The 17,286-nt window shown below is 71.8% G+C and carries 17 protein-coding genes, 2 pseudogenes and 1 riboswitch; of the genes and pseudogenes, 11 read left to right on the top strand and 8 right to left on the bottom strand.

The genetic code is table 11. The annotated features are described in order from the left end of the window. Nucleotides 1-48: 48 nt before the first annotated feature. Nucleotides 49-498 carry an Lrp/AsnC family transcriptional regulator gene (locus AB0G10_RS37785; RefSeq protein WP_106329284.1) on the top strand — a complete coding sequence of 150 codons (450 nt, stop codon included), beginning with the start codon at nt 49-51 and terminating at the stop codon, nt 496-498. 1 nt (nt 499) lies between these two features. Here AB0G10_RS37785 and AB0G10_RS37780 read toward each other — a convergent pair whose 3' ends face one another. From AB0G10_RS37780 to AB0G10_RS37770, 3 genes are all read right to left on the bottom strand, one after another. Beyond that, nucleotides 500-1,117, bottom strand: a complete 618-nt coding sequence (locus AB0G10_RS37780) for a putative glycolipid-binding domain-containing protein (protein WP_360933317.1) — start codon at nt 1,115-1,117, stop codon at nt 500-502. Between the two features lie 180 nt (nt 1,118-1,297). Further along, on the bottom strand, nt 1,298-3,211 hold the full coding sequence (locus tag AB0G10_RS37775) for a DEAD/DEAH box helicase (RefSeq protein WP_360933314.1): 1,914 nt from the start codon (nt 3,209-3,211) through the stop codon (nt 1,298-1,300). 356 nt (nt 3,212-3,567) lie between these two features. Further along, the gene (locus AB0G10_RS37770) at nt 3,568-3,975 is read right to left on the bottom strand and encodes a hypothetical protein (RefSeq protein ID WP_360933311.1); all 408 of its coding nucleotides are present in this window, start codon (nt 3,973-3,975) and stop codon (nt 3,568-3,570) included. A 1,033-nt stretch (nt 3,976-5,008) separates the two neighbouring features. Between AB0G10_RS37770 and AB0G10_RS37765 the strand changes: the two genes are divergently transcribed. Next, a complete protein-coding gene (locus AB0G10_RS37765) occupies nt 5,009-5,533 on the top strand; it encodes a hypothetical protein (protein WP_360933308.1) in 525 nt (174 codons plus the stop codon). Nucleotides 5,534-5,622: 89 nt separating this feature from the next. Here the strand turns inward: AB0G10_RS37765 and AB0G10_RS37760 are convergent, their stop codons facing one another. Then, nucleotides 5,623-7,422: an NlpC/P60 family protein gene (locus AB0G10_RS37760; protein WP_360933305.1), complete on the bottom strand. Its 1,800-nt coding sequence runs from the start codon at nt 7,420-7,422 to the stop codon at nt 5,623-5,625. A gap of 216 nt (nt 7,423-7,638) precedes the next feature. Between AB0G10_RS37760 and AB0G10_RS37755 the strand changes: the two are divergent. The 8 genes and pseudogenes from AB0G10_RS37755 to fliQ form a co-directional block, all read left to right on the top strand. Beyond that, nucleotides 7,639-7,806 (top strand): annotated as a pseudogene (locus tag AB0G10_RS37755) (aminofutalosine synthase MqnE); the annotation flags it as partial. A gap of 141 nt (nt 7,807-7,947) precedes the next feature. Continuing rightward, nucleotides 7,948-8,241 (top strand): annotated as a pseudogene (locus AB0G10_RS37750) (aminofutalosine synthase MqnE); the annotation flags it as partial. Between the two features lie 66 nt (nt 8,242-8,307). Beyond that, complete coding sequence (locus AB0G10_RS37745) at nt 8,308-8,736, top strand: hypothetical protein (RefSeq protein ID WP_360933302.1); 429 nt, start codon at nt 8,308-8,310, stop codon at nt 8,734-8,736. A gap of 22 nt (nt 8,737-8,758) precedes the next feature. Next, nucleotides 8,759-9,145, top strand: a complete 387-nt coding sequence (locus AB0G10_RS37740) for a DUF4229 domain-containing protein (protein ID WP_360933299.1) — start codon at nt 8,759-8,761, stop codon at nt 9,143-9,145. A 45-nt stretch (nt 9,146-9,190) separates the two neighbouring features. Then, nucleotides 9,191-9,322: riboswitch (cobalamin riboswitch) on the top strand. Nucleotides 9,323-9,427: 105 nt separating this feature from the next. Then, complete coding sequence (locus AB0G10_RS37735; RefSeq protein ID WP_360933297.1) at nt 9,428-10,351, top strand: ABC transporter substrate-binding protein; 924 nt, start codon at nt 9,428-9,430, stop codon at nt 10,349-10,351. Then, a complete protein-coding gene (locus tag AB0G10_RS37730; RefSeq protein ID WP_360933294.1) occupies nt 10,348-11,412 on the top strand; it encodes an iron ABC transporter permease in 1,065 nt (354 codons plus the stop codon). The genes AB0G10_RS37735 and AB0G10_RS37730 overlap by 4 nt, the downstream gene beginning before the upstream one ends. Then, the gene (locus AB0G10_RS37725; RefSeq protein ID WP_360933291.1) at nt 11,409-12,233 is read left to right on the top strand and encodes an ABC transporter ATP-binding protein; all 825 of its coding nucleotides are present in this window, start codon (nt 11,409-11,411) and stop codon (nt 12,231-12,233) included. The genes AB0G10_RS37730 and AB0G10_RS37725 overlap by 4 nt, the downstream gene beginning before the upstream one ends. Continuing rightward, nucleotides 12,230-12,499, top strand: coding sequence for a flagellar biosynthesis protein FliQ (gene fliQ / locus AB0G10_RS37720; RefSeq protein WP_360933288.1), 270 nt, complete (start codon nt 12,230-12,232; stop codon nt 12,497-12,499). The genes AB0G10_RS37725 and fliQ overlap by 4 nt, the downstream gene beginning before the upstream one ends. Before the next feature lie 27 nt (nt 12,500-12,526). On the opposite strand, the gene AB0G10_RS37715 is transcribed toward fliQ, so the two are convergent. Then, nucleotides 12,527-13,282, bottom strand: coding sequence for a VOC family protein (locus AB0G10_RS37715; protein ID WP_360933285.1), 756 nt, complete (start codon nt 13,280-13,282; stop codon nt 12,527-12,529). Between the two features lie 105 nt (nt 13,283-13,387). Here AB0G10_RS37715 and AB0G10_RS37710 point away from each other — a divergent pair, with 105 nt between their 5' ends. Beyond that, nucleotides 13,388-13,804 (top strand): GNAT family N-acetyltransferase, encoded by a 417-nt coding sequence (locus AB0G10_RS37710; protein WP_360933282.1) that lies wholly within the window; start codon nt 13,388-13,390, stop codon nt 13,802-13,804. Here AB0G10_RS37710 and AB0G10_RS37705 read toward each other — a convergent pair. The 3 genes from AB0G10_RS37705 to AB0G10_RS37695 are packed head-to-tail and all read right to left on the bottom strand — an operon-like array spanning nt 13,797 to nt 17,179. Further along, nucleotides 13,797-14,255: a hypothetical protein gene (locus AB0G10_RS37705; protein WP_360933279.1), complete on the bottom strand. Its 459-nt coding sequence runs from the start codon at nt 14,253-14,255 to the stop codon at nt 13,797-13,799. The two genes, AB0G10_RS37710 and AB0G10_RS37705, sit on opposite strands and share 8 nt — an antisense overlap. A 39-nt stretch (nt 14,256-14,294) precedes the next feature. Further along, the gene (locus AB0G10_RS37700) at nt 14,295-15,176 is read right to left on the bottom strand and encodes an LLM class flavin-dependent oxidoreductase (protein ID WP_360933276.1); all 882 of its coding nucleotides are present in this window, start codon (nt 15,174-15,176) and stop codon (nt 14,295-14,297) included. Further along, nucleotides 15,176-17,179, bottom strand: coding sequence for an AAA family ATPase (locus AB0G10_RS37695; protein WP_360933273.1), 2,004 nt, complete (start codon nt 17,177-17,179; stop codon nt 15,176-15,178). Before AB0G10_RS37695 ends, AB0G10_RS37700 begins: the two co-directional genes overlap by 1 nt. Between the last annotated feature and the right edge of the window lie 107 nt (nt 17,180-17,286).

The raw sequence follows: 17,286 nt of genomic DNA, 5'->3' as shown, positions 1-17,286 counted from the left end.
CGCTACCGGGCGTGAAGGGGGAAGCGCCACCCGATTAGGGTTTCGGGTATGGACTCCATCGACCTCCGGCTGATCGACCTGCTACGAGAGAACGCTCGCTCGTCGTACGCCGAACTCGCTCGCAAGGTCGGGCTCTCCGCACCGGCGGTCCACGAGCGGGTGGGCAAGCTCGAGACGGCCGGCACCATCCGCGGCTATCGCGCCGACATCGACCACGAGGCGATCGGGCTCGGCGTCACCGCGCTGATCGGCATCATCGAGGACTCCGGCGCCGACACCGACGACGTGCTCGCCGCGGTGCGGGCCATGCCCGAGGTGGAGAGCTGCTACTTCATGGCCGGGGTCGAGTCCTACCAGCTGACCGTGCGGGTCGGCACGATCGCCGAGCTGGAGCAGCTGATCGTCCGGATCAACCGCACGCCGGGCGTCGCCTCGACCAGGACCGCGATCGCGCTGTCGACGAAGTGGGAGAACCGCCCGCAGCCGGGTCTGGGCTGAGCTACGGTTGTCTCGCAAGACCGGGGTAGTCCACCACGAATCCCTGGTCGTCGATGCGCATATCAGCGCTGAAGGTCTCGTTGGCGAAGCTCACCCGGTTGTCGCCGAGCGGCGTGTAGATCTGATCCGCCTGCACCACCTCGAGGCTCGGCACCAGCACCCACGCGACGCTGATCCGGTGCGCCACGCCGACCTCCGCGTCCAGCAGGCCGAGCCGTCGCACCGGCAGTGTGTTGGTGAGCGGCGAGCCGCCCAGATCCACGTCGAAGGCGCCGTAGAGCAGATCGGGATCCTCGCTGCCCGGCAGCCCCGCGCGGGCGTGTCCGGCGGCCACCAGGGCCTTGTCCAGGTCGCCCTGCTCGGAGGCGGTGATCCGCCAGCGCCCGGCCGCGAGCTCGAGGCGCACGCCGCGGGCCCAGCCGGCGCCTTCGGCCCGCACGTCGAACCGGGTCGTGACCCAGTCAGGGCCGGTCTGCAGCTCGTAATGGCACGCGTAGGGCACCGGACCGGCGGCCAGGGCGGTCCCGTGCGCGTAGAGGCCGGTGCGGTCCGCCAGCAGGACGTGCTCGGCGCCGGGCAGGTCGAGGCGCTCCCAGAACAGCGCGGTCGGCAGCGGCATGTGCGTAAGGTACCCGCTTTCCTTTTTGATTTGTACGGCGCTACGAAGAAGCTGGAGTGGCCACGACGCGGGCTTCGTGCCGGGTCGAGGCCATAGCGCGGGCATCCGGCGGAAGGGGAAACGCAAGGCCCGGCACCGCTGTATCGCGGTACCGGGCCTTGTCAGGTGCTCTTCTCAGTTCTAGTAGCTGCGCGCCGGGCGGGAGGAGCCGAAGCGGCCCGACGGGCCCTCGCGGCGGTCCCCACGGCCGCTGTCGCGGCGCTGACCGGCCGGACGGTCACCGAAGTGACGGTCCCCGCCGTGCCGGTCGGTACGGGCCGGACGCTCGCCGCCGAAGCCACCGCGGTCGCGGTCGCCGAAGCTGCGCTGCGGCCGGTCGCCGAACCCGCCACGGTCGCCGGCCGGGCGGTCGCCGCCGAAGCCGCGGTCCCGGTCGCCGTAGGAGCGCTGCGGACGGTCGCCGGCGGGACGGTCGCCGCCGAAGCCACCGCGGTCGCGGTCGCCGAAGCTGCGCTGCGGCCGGTCGCCGTACTGGCCGCGCTCGCCGGCCGGACGGTCCCCGCCGAAGCCGCCACGGTCCCGGTCGCCGCCGAAGCTGCGGTCCCGGTCGCCGAACGGGCGGCGCGGCCGGTCGCCGAAGCTGCGGTCACGGTCGTTGCGGTCGCCGTAGGAGCGCTGCGGCCGGTCGCCGTAGCCACCGCTCCGCGGGCGGTCACCGAACCGGCGAGGACGGTCGCCACGCTCGCGGCGGGGCTCCGGCTCCTCCACGACCGGGATACCGCTCGGCTCGCGAGCGCCGGTGATCTCGGCCAGCTTCTCGTCGCCGAGGCGGACCCGGACCTCGCCCGGCGTGACGCCCGCCTTCGACATCATCGCCTGGGTGGTGCGGCGCTGCTTCGGCAGAACCAGCGTCACGACCGCGCCGGACTCGCCGGCCCGGGCGGTGCGACCGGCCCGGTGCAGGTAGTCCTTCGGGTCCTTCGGCGGGTCCACGTGCACGACGAGCGAGATGCCGTCGACGTGGATGCCACGCGCCGCGACGTCCGTGGCGACCAGGACGTTCGTCCGGCCTTCCTTGAACTCGGCGAGCGTGCGGGTGCGTACCCGCTGGGTCTTGCCGCCGTGCAGCGCCCCGGCGCGCACGCCGACCGCCGCGAGCTGCTCGACCAGCCGGTCCACGCCCATCTGGGTGCGGGCGAAGACGATGGTCTTGCCGTCCCGGTTCGCGATCCACGAGGTGATCGGGAACTTGTCGGCCGGCGGGATCAGCAGCAGGTGGTGCTCCATCGTGGACACGCTCGCCTCGGCGGGCGCGGTCGAGTGGGTCACCGGGTCGTTCATGAACCGCTTGACCAGCGTGTCGACGTCACCGTCCAGAGTGGCCGAGAAGAGCAGCCGCTGCGCGGTCGCCGGCGTCTTCGAGAGCAGCTCGGTGACCTCGGGCAGGAAGCCCATGTCGGCCATCTGGTCGGCCTCGTCCAGCACGGTGATCTCGACGTCGTCGAGGCGGCACGCGCCGCGCTCGATCAGGTCGGCGAGCCGGCCCGGGGTGGCGACGATGACCTCGACGCCACGGCGGAGCGCGTCCATCTGGCGGTCGTACGGAACGCCGCCGACCGCGGTCTTCAGGAACACGCCGACCGAGCGGCCGATCGGCATGAGCGAGTCGGCGACCTGCATCGCGAGCTCGCGGGTCGGCACCAGGATCAGGGCCTTCGGGTGGTGCGGGCGGGCCTTGCCGCTCTGCGCGGTCCGGGCCAGCACGGGCAGGCCGAAGGCGAGAGTCTTGCCAGAGCCGGTCTGGCCGCGGCCGAGCACGTCACGGCCGGCGAGCGCGTCCGGAACGGTGGCGGCCTGGATCTCGAACGGCGCGGTGATGCCCTCACGGGTCAGCACGCGGACGATCTCGGAGGGCAGGCCCAGGTCGGAGAAGCTGCGGACCGGAGCGGTCTCGGTCTCCGTCTCGGTCTCCTCGGCCGCGGTGATCTCCGCGATCTCCGCGATCTCCTCGGTGGCGGCCACGGTGGTGTCTTCGGTGCCTGCGGGGGTTTCGAGTACGGACGGGAACGTGCTGGGATCAGCGAAAGTGGTCAAGAGAACCTCTCTACGGGGGCGCATGCTCGCGAATGGCCCGCCGCGGTCCTCGAGAACCGCTCGCTGAAATGCCCGCAAGAACGCCCGTGGCGCGCACCGGGTGGGCACGCCGCGTGAATATCTGTCATTAGTGTACGGGTCAACGTTTGTCCCACCGACCGCATTCCCGGCGGGTAGTGGGCAGGCTCACCCGGAGCACAACCGTGCCAGCTTAGGTCACGGAACCCGTTGATCGCAGGTTTCCCACCGGTCACTGCCGTTCATCCGACAGTGGTCCACAGGCCGTCGCCCTCTTTCAGTCGGCCGAACCGCCCGGTAAACCACCCGGGCGGCCGACCCCGGCCGTGACGCGTCACTCAGTTCGACATGCCCTTGATCATGTCGGTGAAGGCGTCACCCGCGGTGAACACGAAGATCAGGCTGATCGTCACGAGCAGGCCGAGCACGGCGAGCATCGCGATGACCACCTTGAAATTGCTCCGGCGCTGGTCGACGGGCGCGTCGTGCCAGCCCTGGGCGAGGATGTGCCCGGTCAGCGACCCCGAGTTCTCCACCGCGTCCATGCTGACCGGCATCGTCATGTCGCTGGCCGAGTAGCTGTCCCCGATCGACGGGTAGCCGCCCGTGCTGTACACCGTCCCGCCGGCCCCGTCCGCCCGCTGCTGCGGCACGCTGTTCGGCACCGGCGTGGTCGGCTGCTGACTGCCGTACCCGATCCCGGTCTGCACCGGCTGGGTCATGTCGCTGGAAACCGGCTGCGTCATGTCGATGTTCTCCGGTGCTGACGGGAATCCCGGGTGGGACTTCGAGCCGTAGGTGGCAGGCGCCTGTCCGCCGGGCGTGGACGAGCCGGAAGATACCGAACCCTGTCCACCCTGGGTGCCACTCCGGCCGGCCGGGGTGCCGTAGGTGCCACCCTTCCCATAGGTCGTGGGAGGCAGTCCCGCCGACGAGGCAGCAGGCGGCATCGTGTACGACGGCAGCCCGTTCCCGATGACCGGCGGAGGCGGCACGATCGGCGGGATCGGCCCGGGCCCGGGCGGCACGGGGTTGGGCCCGGGGCCAGGAGGAACCGGATTGGGTCCAGGTCCCGGAGGCACGGGGTTGGGCCCCGGCCCGGGAGGCACAGGGTCAGGACCGGGTCCCGGTGGCACGGGGCTGGGCCCAGGACCGGGCGGAACCGGGCTCGGCCCAGGTGGGGTCGGCCCAGGTGGGGTCGGACCAGGCGGCGTCGGACCGGGGCCGGGCGGGGTGGGAGCAGGCGGCACCGGAGTCGGCACAGGCGGCACCGGACTCGGGCCGGGTCCCGGCGGCAGCGGCGAAGGCGCAGGCTCCGGCTCAGGCGACGGGAACGGCCCCGGCGGCTCAGGGAAGGGAACAGGCGGAGGAGTGACCGGCTCCGGCCGAACAGGCCCGGGCTCCGGCTCCGGCTCGACAGGCTTGGGCTCCACAGGCTTAGGCCGCACAGGAACCGGCCCAGGTTCCGAAGGCTCCGGCTCAGATGGCTCAGGCTCGGAGGGCTCGGGCTCCGAAGGCTCCGGCTCAGATGGCTCGGGCTCAACCGGCTCGGGTTCAGGCTTGGCGGGCTCCGGCTCCGGCTTGGCCGCCTTGGCAGACTCGGACGGCTCGGGAGCCTTGGCAGACTCGGACGGCTCGGCAGCCTCGACCGGCTCAGGCTTCGACGGTTGCGCAGGCTCGGGCGCGGCGGCATCGGACGGCCCGGACTCTCCAGAGGGAGCCTTGCCCGTCTCGGGGTCTTCGTCGCCGGCGGACTTGGTGGCGCCGTAGACGGCTGGCGTGCCGGCCGAGATGACCTGGTCGCTGCCTGGTCGGATGGCGCCGGGCACGGACGCCCGGGCCGCCCCCGCAGAAGGCACCGCCGAGATCGGCCGCGCCGAACCACCCGACGAGGGAATCCCCGAAACCGGCGCCGACCCGCTGAAAGGCGGACTCGACACCGACGCGGAACCACTGGCGGACGGACTCGACACCGACGCGGAACCACTGGCGGGCGGGCTCGACGCGGGCGCTGAACTGCTCGCGGACGCGGAGCCGTTGGAAGGCGCGGTGGACGAGGACGAGCCGTTCGAAGCGGCGCCGTTCTCGGGTGGGGTGGTCGGCGGGGCCCAGAGGGCTCCTGGCGCGGGCGGCGGGGGTGGTTCGAAAGCTTCGGCGCCGGGGGCCGGCGGCCGCGCGGCGGACGGCTTGCCGGTCTCGCCGTCCCGGGTCGCCTGCTGCTCGTCCATTGGTCCTCCCGACCACCGCTGCCGACGGTTCGGACGTCGGGCGCTGACCTTAACCGTGCCACATCAGCCGGTGTGAACACACCCGGCATCAGACTCACTCGCCGGACTACGGGTGTCCGATGGGTGGGTGGCCGTTTCGGATGGAAATTATCGCCCCGGACCGGACTAATCGGCCGAGGACGAAGTGGACTTCGAAGGCGATTCCGACTCGGCGTCCGCGCTCGACGAACTGCTCTCGGCGGCGCTGCTCGTGCCCGCCGCGCTGCTCTTGACCGCGCTGCTCGTGCCCGCCGCGTTGCTGGACGCGACCTGGCTCGGCGACGAGGTCGTCTCCTCCGGGGTCGGCTGCGTCTGCGGCGTGGTGGTGTCCGGCTCCGGCGGCTTCGACGGGGACGTGGACGTGGAGGGCGCGGTCGACGGCGAGGTCACCGGGGGCTTCGACGGCGACGTGGACGGCGAGGTCGACGGCGAGGTCACCGGGGGCTTGGACGGCGAGGTCGACGGCGAGGTCACCGGGGGCTTCGACGGTGAGGTGGCCGGCGGCTTCGACGGCGAGTTGGACGGGGACTTCGGCGGCGACGTCGTGGGCGACACCGACTTCGTCGGGGTGCCGGACGGCGACGTCGGGGCGGCCGGCGAGGTCGGCGTGGTCGGCGGCGTGGTCCCGGGCTCGTCCGGGTCGGGCGCGCCCAGGTCGGGCAGCTCGGTGTCGCCCTCGATCGAGCCGAAGACGCGGGTGGCCGCGAAGAGGCGGCTCCACCGCACCGGCGTGAGCCGGACGTTGAGACCGGTCCGCGGTGCCTCCACCATCATGCCCTCGCCCGCGTACATCGCGACGTGGTGAATGCCCGTCCAGCTGTTGGAGGAGCTGAAGAAGAGCAGGTCGCCGGGGAGGAGCGAGTAGCGGGAGACCGCGCGGTCGCGGGTTTGGTAGTACTGGTCGCGCGACACCCGGACGAGCGGGTAGCCGACGCCGCGGTAGGCCGCGTACATCAGGCCGGAGCAGTCGAACTGGTCCGGGCCCTCCTCGGACCAGACGTACGGGTCGCCGCGCTGGGCCAGGGCGTATTCCAGCGCCTTGACGGCTCGCGCGTCGGCGCTGCGGCCGGCCTCCGTGCCGGTGAGGTATTCGTCGCCGAGCGCCTGGTCGGCCGCGGTCTGGGTGGTCTCGGCGGCGCTCAGCTCGGCGGCGTTGTCCTGCTCGAGCTTCTGCTGAGCCTTCTGCTTCTGGCTGAGCTGGCCGCTGAGCTTGGTCCACTCCTCGGCGAGTTCGGCGAACCGGGCGTTCGACGTGGTCTGCTCGTCGAGCGCGACCTGGGCGGTGGTCTCGGCGGCCTCGAGCCGGATGGCGGCGGCCTGGTCGGCGGTGTCGTCGCCGCGCTGGAGGCGGGCCAGGGACTCGAGGTCGAGCAGGCCGGAGCCGGTGGCGCCGGGCGGCAGGGCGGCGGCCTCGCGCATCGCGGCGTCGGCGGCCTCGACCGCGGCGGACTGGGCGTTGCGCAGCGCCTCCTGCGCGTCCAGGACCTTCTGCGCCGCGGTGGTGACCTGGGCCTTCACGATGTCGCGGTCCTGGCCGACCCGGATCAGCTGGTCGCCGAGCGTGGCGATCTCGGAGCGGCCCGTCTCGATCTTCTGGACGACCGGGCTCGTCGCGATGCCGGTGATCGAGGTGACGGGGGTGACCGGGGTCGTCGTGGTGGCCGTCGACGGCGTGCCGGGCAGGGCCAGCGAGCCGGTCTGCGTCGGGCGGGAGCCGGTGTCCGGCACGGCGACCGGGACGCCGGGGACGCCGGGAACGGCCGGCGTGGTGGGCGCGGCCATCGCGGGGATCGGCTGGAAGAGCGTGGCGATCGCGGCGAGGACGGCGGCCGGGTAGGCGAGGGTGCGCAGACGTCCGAACGGGCCCAGGCGTGACGGGGCGAACCGTGACCGGATCGCCGATCCGTACCGCAATGCCTTGGACATGAACTCCCCGTCCGCGCTAGTCGTTCCTTAAGGTTCATACCCCAGCCCGCGGACCGGTGTCGATCGAAAGAAGATGAAAACACGCTGAGAAAATTTCGGCTTCTGCGTGCATATCAAGATCACGGCAGGTGCCGCAGGTAACCGGCGCGCACGTCGGATGCCTTCTGTCGGACCCGGCACGTACCCTCGACTCGAGGTGACGGAAAGGGGCTCTCCATGGACTCCGGGCGGAAGCAGGAGCTCGAGGCGAAGGTCTACGCCGGTGAGCGGCTGACCCGCGAGGACGGCGTGGCGCTCTACGAGTCGGACGATCTCTCCTGGCTCGGGCGGCTCGCGCATCACAGGCGGCTCGAGTCGCACGGTGAGCGGGTGCTGTTCAGCGTCGGCGGGGATTCCGGCGACGAGGGGAAGACCGTCTCCTACGGCGACCCCGCCGACCCGCTGGGCTTCATCGGCGAGGCGCTGGCCCTGCGCGAGCGGCAGGACGTGCCGGTCGTCGTCCCGGTGCCGCACGAGTCGGTGATGCCGGCCGAGACGCTGAAGGTGTTCGCCGTCCTCCGTCTCCTCCTCGACGACGTGCCACATCTGCGCGCCCGCGGTGACGCGATCGGCCGTTCCGTCGCGCAGCTGTCGCTGAACTTCGGCGCCGACGATCTGGGCAGCTCCGCGCCCGAGGAGAAGGACGATCTCCTCCATCTGATCTGGGACGCCGGTTTCCAGCCGATCGAGCGCGACGCCGACTACGCGATCGTCGAGGAGCACGCGGCGGCCGTCCCCTTCGCCGCGCGCCGCAGCGAGCCGCAGCGCGTCTGGGCCTGAGACCGCAGCGGGTCTGAGCACGAGAAGGCGGAGAAGAGCAGTGACAGCAGAGGGCGGAGGCGACCGATGACCCAGCAGCAGAGCAGGCGCGGTCTCCGGCGTGACGCCGACGGCCGGCTCGCGACCGTCAGCGACCTGCTGGGCGCGGCGTTCGCCGGGCTCGCGGTCGGCCTGGTCGTCCTGCTGATCTTCGAGGCGATCATGGCGCTCACCGGCCTCGGCGAGTTCGGCTCGTCGAACGGCTGGCTCGTCCTGATCCTGCCGGTCTGGCTCTTCGTCGAGGAGTTCCGCGCCGAGGGCTTCGGCGCGCACCGGGTCGTGGTGGCCGCGCTGGCCGGCGGCTTCGGCGTCGCGCTCGGGATGACGGTGGCCGGTCTCGTCTCGGGGGTGGCGCCGGCCCTGGTGAGCGGAGTGGCCGGAGCGGCGACCGGTACGGTCGTGTACTGCCTGGTCTGGTTCTACGGCCTCCGCTGGCTCGACCATCGGTCGAGCTGAGGAGAGCTGAGGGAGAGAAGAGATGAGTCCCGCCGTCAAATACACGCTCGGCCGGCTCGGCCTGTTCGTGGGTTCCTTCGTCGTGCTGCTGCCGGTTCCTCTGAACATCCTGGTCAAAGCCATGGTCGCGTTCGTCGCGTCGGCGGCGCTCTCGTTCCTGCTGCTGCGGAAGTGGCGTGACGAGATGGCCGAGCAGCTCGGGTCGATCGCCGCGAAGCGCACCGCGGAGAAGGATCGTCTGCGCTCGGCGCTCGCCGGCGACGAGGACGCCGCTGCGGCCGGAGACCGGGTCGCCGCCGCCGACGTCCTGAACGACCGGCCCACCAGCCTCGAGAAGATCAGCCAGGAGCGGGACGGGATCGCCAGCGAGGAAGCGGCGATCAAGCGGGCCAGCGAGACGCGCTCCTAAAAAGCACGACCGCGTTAAAAGGCACTGGAGAACCCACCGACGGCGATCGGGCGCTGCCGGTGAGTTAGCGTTTCAAGGACCGCGCCTCAGCGAAGCCGGTGCGAAACCGGCGCTGTCCCGCAACTGTGATCCCTCCGGAAGCACGCAGCAGTGGAGGTCTAGCCAGGTCGCCTGGGCGCCGGTCGCGACTCAGCGCTCTCGGGGAGGGGCGCCTCGCAGGCGGCGGCCGAGAAGCCCCTGTCGGCGAAGCACCACAGCCCGGCCGACAGGAGGTTCTTGATCATGAAACGACGTCTGCTCACCGCCGCGATCGCGGCGACGGCCCTGGTCCTCGCCGGTTGCGGGGACGGGGGGAACGACGAGCCGGCCACCGCGCCGAGCGCGAACGCGGCATACCCGGTCACCGTCGGCAGCGTGACGCTGGAGGCCCGGCCCGAGAAGATCGTGAGCCTCAGCCCGACCGCCACCGAGATGCTCTTCGCGATCGGCGCGGGCGCGCAGGTCACGGCGGTGGACGACCAGTCCAACCACCCGGCCGAGGCGCCCAAGTCCGACCTCTCCGGCTTCAAGCCGAACGCCGAGGCGATCGCCGCGAAGGACCCCGACCTCGTGGTGGTCTCGAACGACACCGAGAACATCGTGGCCCAGCTCGGGAAGCTGGCGATCCCGGCGTTCGTGGCGCCGGCCGCGGCCACCCTCGACGACACCTACAAGCAGATCGGCGAGCTGGGCACGCTGACCGGCCACGAGGCCGAGGCGGAGCAGGTGAACGCCGGGATGGCCGCGAAGATCGACGAGATCGTGAAGTCGGCGCCGGCCCGGACCACGCCGCTCAGCTACTTCTACGAGCTCGGCCCGGAGCTCTACTCGGCCACCTCGAAGACGTTCGTCGGCTCGGTCTTCAGCAGGTTCGGCATGACCAACGTGGCGGACGCGGCCGACGCGAGCGGCTCGTTCGGCGGGTACCCGCAACTCAGCCAGGAGGCCGTGGTCCAGGCGAACCCGGACACGATCTTCCTGGCCGACAGCAAGTGCTGCCAGCAGTCCGCCGAGACGGTGAAGGCGCGCAAGGGCTGGTCCGCGGTGACCGCCGTGCAGAAGAGTCAGATCTTCGCGCTCGACGACGACATCGCCTCGCGCTGGGGCCCGCGCACCGTCGACCTCGTCCAAGCCGTCGCCGACGCCCTGAACAAGATCCCGGCGTGACCCTGGTCAAGAATCGGAACGAGGCGAGGAGAGCGGGCCTCCGCCCGGTCTGGCTCGTCGCGGGCGTGCTCGCGGTCCTGGTGGCGACGCTCGCGGGCCTCGCCTTCGGCTCGGCCCGGCTCCCTCCGGCGGGGGTCGCGGCCGAGATGCTCAATCTCATTCCGGGCGTACGGCTGGACAGCGGCCTCTCCGAACGCGAGATCGCGATCCTGATGCAACTCCGGCTGCCCCGGGTCGTGCTGGGTCTGCTGGTCGGCGCGATGCTGGCGCTGGCCGGCGCCGCGTACCAGGGCGCCTTCCGCAACCCGCTGGCCGACCCGTACTTGCTCGGTGTGGCGGCCGGCGCCGGGCTCGGTGTCACGGCCGTGATCGTCCTGGGCGCGTCCGCTGCCGTGGAGCTGCCGGTCACCGTACCCATGGCCGCTTTCGCCGGTGCGCTCCTGGCGGTCGCCCTCACCTGGATGCTCGGCGCCGCAGGCAGCCGCAACCGGACGCCGGCCGCGCTGATCCTGGCGGGGGTCGCGGTGTCGGCGTTCCTCTCGGCGGCGCAGACCTACCTGCTGCAGCGGAACGTCGAGTCGCTGCAGGAGGTGTACTCCTGGCTGCTCGGCCGGCTCGCCACGGCGGGCTGGCACGACGTGCTGGTGATCCTGCCCTACGTGATCGTCACGACGGTGATCGTGCTGACCCAGCGGCGCGAGCTCGACGTCCTGACCGTGGGTGACGCGGAGGCGGCGAGCCTGGGCCTGCACCCGCAGCGCAGCCGGTACCTGCTGATCGTCGCGGCGTCGCTGGGCACCGCCGCGGCGGTCTCGGTCTCCGGGCTGATCGGCTTCGTCGGGCTGATCGTGCCGCACACGATCCGGCTGCTGACCGGGCCGAGCTACCGTTCGCTGCTGCCGCTCTCGATCCTCTTCGGCGCCGCTTTCCTCACCCTGACCGACCTGGTGGCCCGGACCGTCGCGGGCGACGCGGAGATCCCGATCGGGGTGGTCACGGCCTTCCTCGGTGCGCCGTTCTTCGTCCTGGTGATGAGGACGAGCAAGGCGATACCGGCATGACCGAGAATTCGATAGAAGTCCGAAACCTCAGCGTACGTCTGGACGGCACGCTGATCGTCGACGGCGTCGACCTGACCGTCGCCACCGGTGAATGGGTCACCATCATCGGACCGAACGGCGCCGGCAAGTCGACGGCGCTGCGGGCGATCGGCGGGCTCCTGCCGCACGAGGGCGAGATCCGCTGGCACGGCCGGGCCATCACCAGCATGAGCCGCCGGGACCGCGCCAAGGCGATCGCCACCGTGACCCAGTCGCCGGTCGTTCCACCGGCCATGGGGGTGTACGACTACGTCCTGCTCGGGCGTACGCCGTACATCCCGCCCCTGGGCCGGGAGTCGGCCTCGGACCTGGCCGTCGTCGACGAGGTGCTCGCCGCACTCGACCTGGAGCCGTTCGCCGGGCGCCGCCTCGACACCCTCTCCGGCGGGGAACGGCAGCGGGTCTTCCTGGCCCGCGCGCTCGCCCAGGGCGCCGGCATCCTGCTGCTGGACGAGCCGACGAGCGCCCTCGACATCGGCCACCAGCAGGAGGTCCTCGAGCTGGTGGACCGGCTGCGGTCGGAGCGCGGGCTGACCGTGCTGGCGACGATGCACGACCTGTCCACGGCGGGGGAGTACGCGGACCGCATGATCCTGCTGGCCGGCGGCCGGGTGGTGGCCGCGGGCCGGCCCACCGAGGTGCTGACCGAGGAGACCCTGGCCGAGCACTACCGGGTGCGGGTCCGGGTGATCGAGGGTGAGCACGGCCCCCTCGTCGTAGCAACCAGACCGCAACCGAACAGCACTCAAAAATCACTCAACAAACCGATATATCCGTTATGACGGACACGATGGTGGTGGAACTCGCCCTCCAAGCCATGACCATCTCGGCGAAGCTGGCCGCCCCGGTGCTGCTGACCGCGCTCGGCGTCGGCTTCGTGATCTCGCTCTTCCAGTCGGTGACCCAGATCCAGGAGGCGACGCTCTCCTTCGTCCCGAAGGCCATCGCCATCGGCCTGGTCCTGCTGCTCACCGGCAACTGGATGCTGCGCGAGATGTTGACCTTCACCCAGCAGCTCTACGAGAAGATCCCCCAGCTGCTGGCGTGAGGCGAAGCGCAGGACATCACGAGGTCTTCACGAGGCGAGGATCGCGAACCGGCCACCCTGCGGATCCTCCAGCAGCGCGAACCGCCCCACCGCGACGGTCGTCGGCGGGTGCACGACCCGCGCGCCGAGCCGATAGGCGTGCTCGGCCGCCACGTCACAATCCCCGACCGCGAAATAGACGAGCCAGTGCGGCAGCAGGTCGTCGGGCCACCCGTCACCGGCCATGAGCTGGATGCCGGCGACCGGCCGCCCCTCATTCCGGCAGATCACGTACGGCAGCGGGCCGACCACGCCGTCCCGGTAGTCCCAGCCGAAGACCGCGCCGTAGAACGCCATCGCGCCGTCGGCGTCCCGGGTGTTCAGCTCGTTCCAGGTCAGCGCCCCGGGCACGTGGAAGGCCTCGGCGCCGCGCATGGTCCCGGCCTCCCAGACGCTGAACGGCGCGCCCGCCGGGTCGAGGCAGGCCGCCATCCGGCCCTGGTCCACCACGTCGAACGGCGCGACGAGCACCTTCCCGCCGGCCGCCTCGACCCGGGCCGCCACCGCGTCGGCGTCGTCGGCCGCGAAGTACGTGCTCCAGGCCGTCGGCTGCCCCTCGCCGAAGAGTGGGCCGGCGCCCGCCACCGGCAGGCCGTTCAGCAGGAAGGTCGTGTAGCCGCCGAAGTCGTCGCCGGAGATCTCGGCGGTCCACCCGAACATCGCGGTGTAGAACCGGGTCGCGTCCCCGAGGTCGGCGGTGGCCAGATCCACCCAGGACGGCACGCCGGGCGACGGAGCGGTCATGGTCGCATCGTCGCATTCCCATGCTCGGTTCCGTATGAAACTGTCATCTTCCCGAATCGACGGTCCGCCCCGGCCTCATTCCACAAAGGTGAATAGGCTGGGTCTGTGATCTTGCGATGTGTACGAGCGGACGAGTTGCCGCAGGTCCTCGCGTTCTGGCTGGCTGCCGCCGAGAACGACAGCCGCCCGGCGGACACCGCCGAGGCGGTAGCGGCGCTCGTCGGACGCGATCCGGACGCGCTGATCGTCGCGGTCGACGGGCAGGAGATCGTCGGCACGGTCATCGCGGGGTGGGACGGGTGGCGCTGCCATCTGTACCGGCTCGCGGTCGCGCCGGGTCGCCGTCGCGAGGGCATCGGCGGCCGGCTCATCGCGGCGGCCGAGGAGAGGTTCCGGGCACTCGGCGGCACCCGGGTCGACGCCATGGTCCTCGACGCGAACGAGAGGGCGCACGCCATCTGGGCCGCCCACGGCTACCGCGCCCAGCCCGATTGGTCCCGCTGGGTGAAGCCGCTCAGCTGAGCTGTGTCCGCTCGTCCAGGAAGCGGGCCGGAACCCCGGCGAAGGCGGCCGCCGCGGCGTCGGGGCGATAGGCGAGGTTGAGGGTGTCGAGGCGGTAGGTCTCCCCGCCGGCGTGCGTGATCCGGTAGTCGATCCGCCAGCGCAGCCACTGGCCGGGCCGGAGCAGCACCATCGAGCCCCGCTGCCAGCGCGCCGGCGCCGTGCCGGGCTCGGGGCGCAGCTCGATGCTCAGGAGACGGCCGGCCTCGTGGATCGCCACGCGGTCCGGGTTCGGCAGCTCACGCCGTACCGAAGAGATGGGGTTGAAATCGTCCTGCTCCGACATGTCGATCTCGTGCAGCAGGGGCGTCCCCTCCTCGGTGAGGGGAAAGGCCTCGCGCCGCGCGGCGGGCGGACCGCCGCGCGACCGATTCGTCCAGGTGGTGCGTATCCATTGGGTCACGACGTCCACAAAGGTGATCGTCGCCCGGCCCGCCGGATTCCGCGACCCTCAGTCCTCCGTCGGGGGATGAGTGAGCGCCGCGAGGGTGGCCCTCACCTGCCCGACCGGGTCGGCGCCGAGCGGGCGCAGCACCAGCGACGTCATGCCCGCCTCGGTGGCCGCCCGGACCTTGGCCGGGAACTCCGACGCCGGGCCGATCAGCGAGAACACGTCGGCCGGGTCGACGCCGAGCCACGACGCCTGGATGCGGACGAGCTCGCCGGTCTCCTTCTCGGCGGCCTCCGGGTCGTCGCTGACGTGCAGCAACGCGAAGAGGATCGCGTCGTGGTCCGCGGAGGCGCCACCCCGGCGCACGTGTTCGAGGGCCTCGGCCAGCTCCTTCGGGCCCCGGCCCTCCGGGATGATCGTCCCGTCCGCGACCCGGCCGGAGAGCTCCAGCGAGCGCGGCTGCACCACGCCCGTGACGATCGGCGGCACGACCGCGGGCGGGTGCACCAGCTTCACGCCGTCGATGTGCACCTCGCGGCCGTGCAGGGTCACGGTCTCGCCGTTCAGCAGCCCCCGGACCGCGACGACGCTCTCCTCCAGCAGGGCCAGCTTCGCCTTCCGCTCGACGCCGACCTGCCGCATCCACTCCGGCACGCCGTGGCCGAGCCCGCCGACTACCCGGCCGGGGTAGACCCGGGCCAGCATCGCCAGCTCCATGGCGAGCAGGGCCGGGTTGCGCAGCGGCGCCGGCGCGATGCCGATGCCGACCCGGATCCGGGAGGTGGCGGCGAGAGCGATCGCGGCCGAGCTGATCGAGCCGGCCCAGCCGAGGTCCTCGACCACCCAGAGGTCGTCGATCCCGGCCTCCTCCATGGCCTTCGCGAAGGCGGGCAGTTCCTCGGGGGCACGGTCGCGGTCGAACATCACTCCGATACGAGACATCAGTTGATCGTAAGTGCCTCGGGCAGCGGTTCGGCGTGCAGAACCGAGAGCCTCGTGACGGCCCGGGTGAGCACCACGTAGAGGCGGTTCAGGCCCTTCGGCTCGGCGGCCACGATGGCGGCCGGCTCGTGGACGATGACGTGGTCGTACTCCAGGCCCTTGACCAGCGTCGCCGGCACGACCACGACCCGGGCCTCCGCGTCGACGTCGTCGGGGGTCGCGTGCTCGACCCCGGCGGCGGTCAGGTGGCCGCGGAGGCGGTCGACGGCGCTGTCGGCAGCGATGACCGCCACCGATCCCTCGTGGTTCAGGGCCGCGCCGACCTCGGCGAGGGTGCGGGCGTCCAGGTCGTCCGGATCCGGCACCGCGATCACCGCGAGGTCGCCGTCGCGGCGCAGGGACACCGCCTCCGGCACGTTCACGCCCAGCGCCGGGAGCAGGCGATTCGCGAGGGTGACAACCGCTTCGGGTACGCGGAAACCGACAGTCAGCGGCACCACCGAGGCGTCCGGTTTGCCGAGGTGACGCAGGATGTCCCGCCAGTCGGTGGCGGCCCACGGCGCGGTGCCCTGGGCCAGGTCGCCGAGCAGGGTGATCGAGCCGTGCTCGCTGCGCCGGGCGATGGCGCGGGCCTGCATGGGCGACAGGTCCTGAGCCTCGTCGACGACCACGTGACCGAAACTGTTCTCCCGATCGAGGAGCCCGGCGGCCTCGTCGAGCAGCAGCAGGTCACCGGCCGTCCACTTCGCCGACTTCACCGTCTTCGGCGGCTTCACCCAGCGGATCGCCTCCTGCTCCTCGGCGGTGAGCAGGTCGCCGGCCACCGACGGGTCGGTCAGCAGGCCCGCCACCAGCGACTCCGGGGTGACGGCCGGCCAGGTGGCCTCGAGGAACCCGGTGACCGGGCCGATCTTCCCCATCTTGCGCAGCCAGGACTCGCCGGGCGAGTTGCCGGTGCGGTACTCCGACTGGCGCTGCAGCAGGCCGACCACCCGGGCGCGGACGCGTTCCCGGCCGACCGAGTACGGCAGGCCCTCGCGGCGGGCCTCGTCGACGATCCGGCGCAGCGGCTCGGCGTCGATCCGCCACCGGTAGGAGCCGTCCGACACCATGATCGGCGTCTCCGGCTTCGTCACCCGCGTCCACAGTGCCCGGTGGAGCGCCTCGGCCAGTCGTACGTCATGTTTGATCTTCAAAGCCGCCGGCGGATCGACCGCCTTGACCGGCGCCCGGCCGATCAGTTCCTCCAGTGTGGACTGCTGTACCTCGACCTCGCCGAGGGTCGGCAGGACCGCCGAGATGTACGAGAGGAACGCCGTGTTCGGGCCGACGATCAGCACGCCGGACCGGCGCAGCCGTTCCCGGTGCAGGTAGAGCAGGAACGCGGCGCGGTGCAGGCCGACCGCCGTCTTGCCGGTGCCGGGCGCGCCCTGCACGCAGATCGAGTCGGCCAGTTCGGCCCGGACCAGCTCGTCCTGCTCCGGCTGGATCGTCGCGACGATGTCCCGCATCGGCCCGACGCGCGGCCGCTCGATCTCGGCGGTCAGGATGCGGCTGCTCGTGCCGAGCTCCTCGCCGCGATCCAGGTGCTCGTCCTCGAAGCTGGTCAGCTCGCCCTTCACGAACCCGAACCGGCGGCGGGTCGCGACACCCTGCGGATCGCGCACGCTGGCCCGGTAGAAGCTGCGCGACAGCGGCGCCCGCCAGTCGAGCACCATCGGCTCGCCGGCGTCGTCGGTGACGTGCCGCCGCCCCACGTGGTAGGGCGACTCGTCGATGTCGAGCCGGCCGAAGAAGAGCGGCGTCTCCGGGTCGTCGGCCAGCTCCTTGACCCGCCGGGCCATGTGCCGGCCCAGCTGCTCGGCGGTGTAGGCGTCGCCGGCGACCTTGTCACCGGTGGCGAAGAGGGATTGGGCCCGATCACGCATCCGGCGCAGCGCGGCGCGGGACTCGGTCAGGTGGGTGCGTTCGGCGGCGAGCTCGGAATCCAGATCGGTGGGCACAGATCATCCCCAGAGGCTGTGAACGGCGTGCTGCTCGCGTATCCGCCCGAGCGGGTAGGCCGTCGGCGGCGCGGGGACGTCCGCTGCGGTGCATGCTCACCACGGCC

This window comes from Actinoplanes sp. NPDC023714, from assembly GCF_040639855.1.
GTDB lineage: Bacteria > Actinomycetota > Actinomycetes > Mycobacteriales > Micromonosporaceae > Actinoplanes.
The sequence above is the reverse complement of the archived record's forward strand: the minus strand, read 5'-3'. Positions and strand labels throughout refer to the sequence as shown.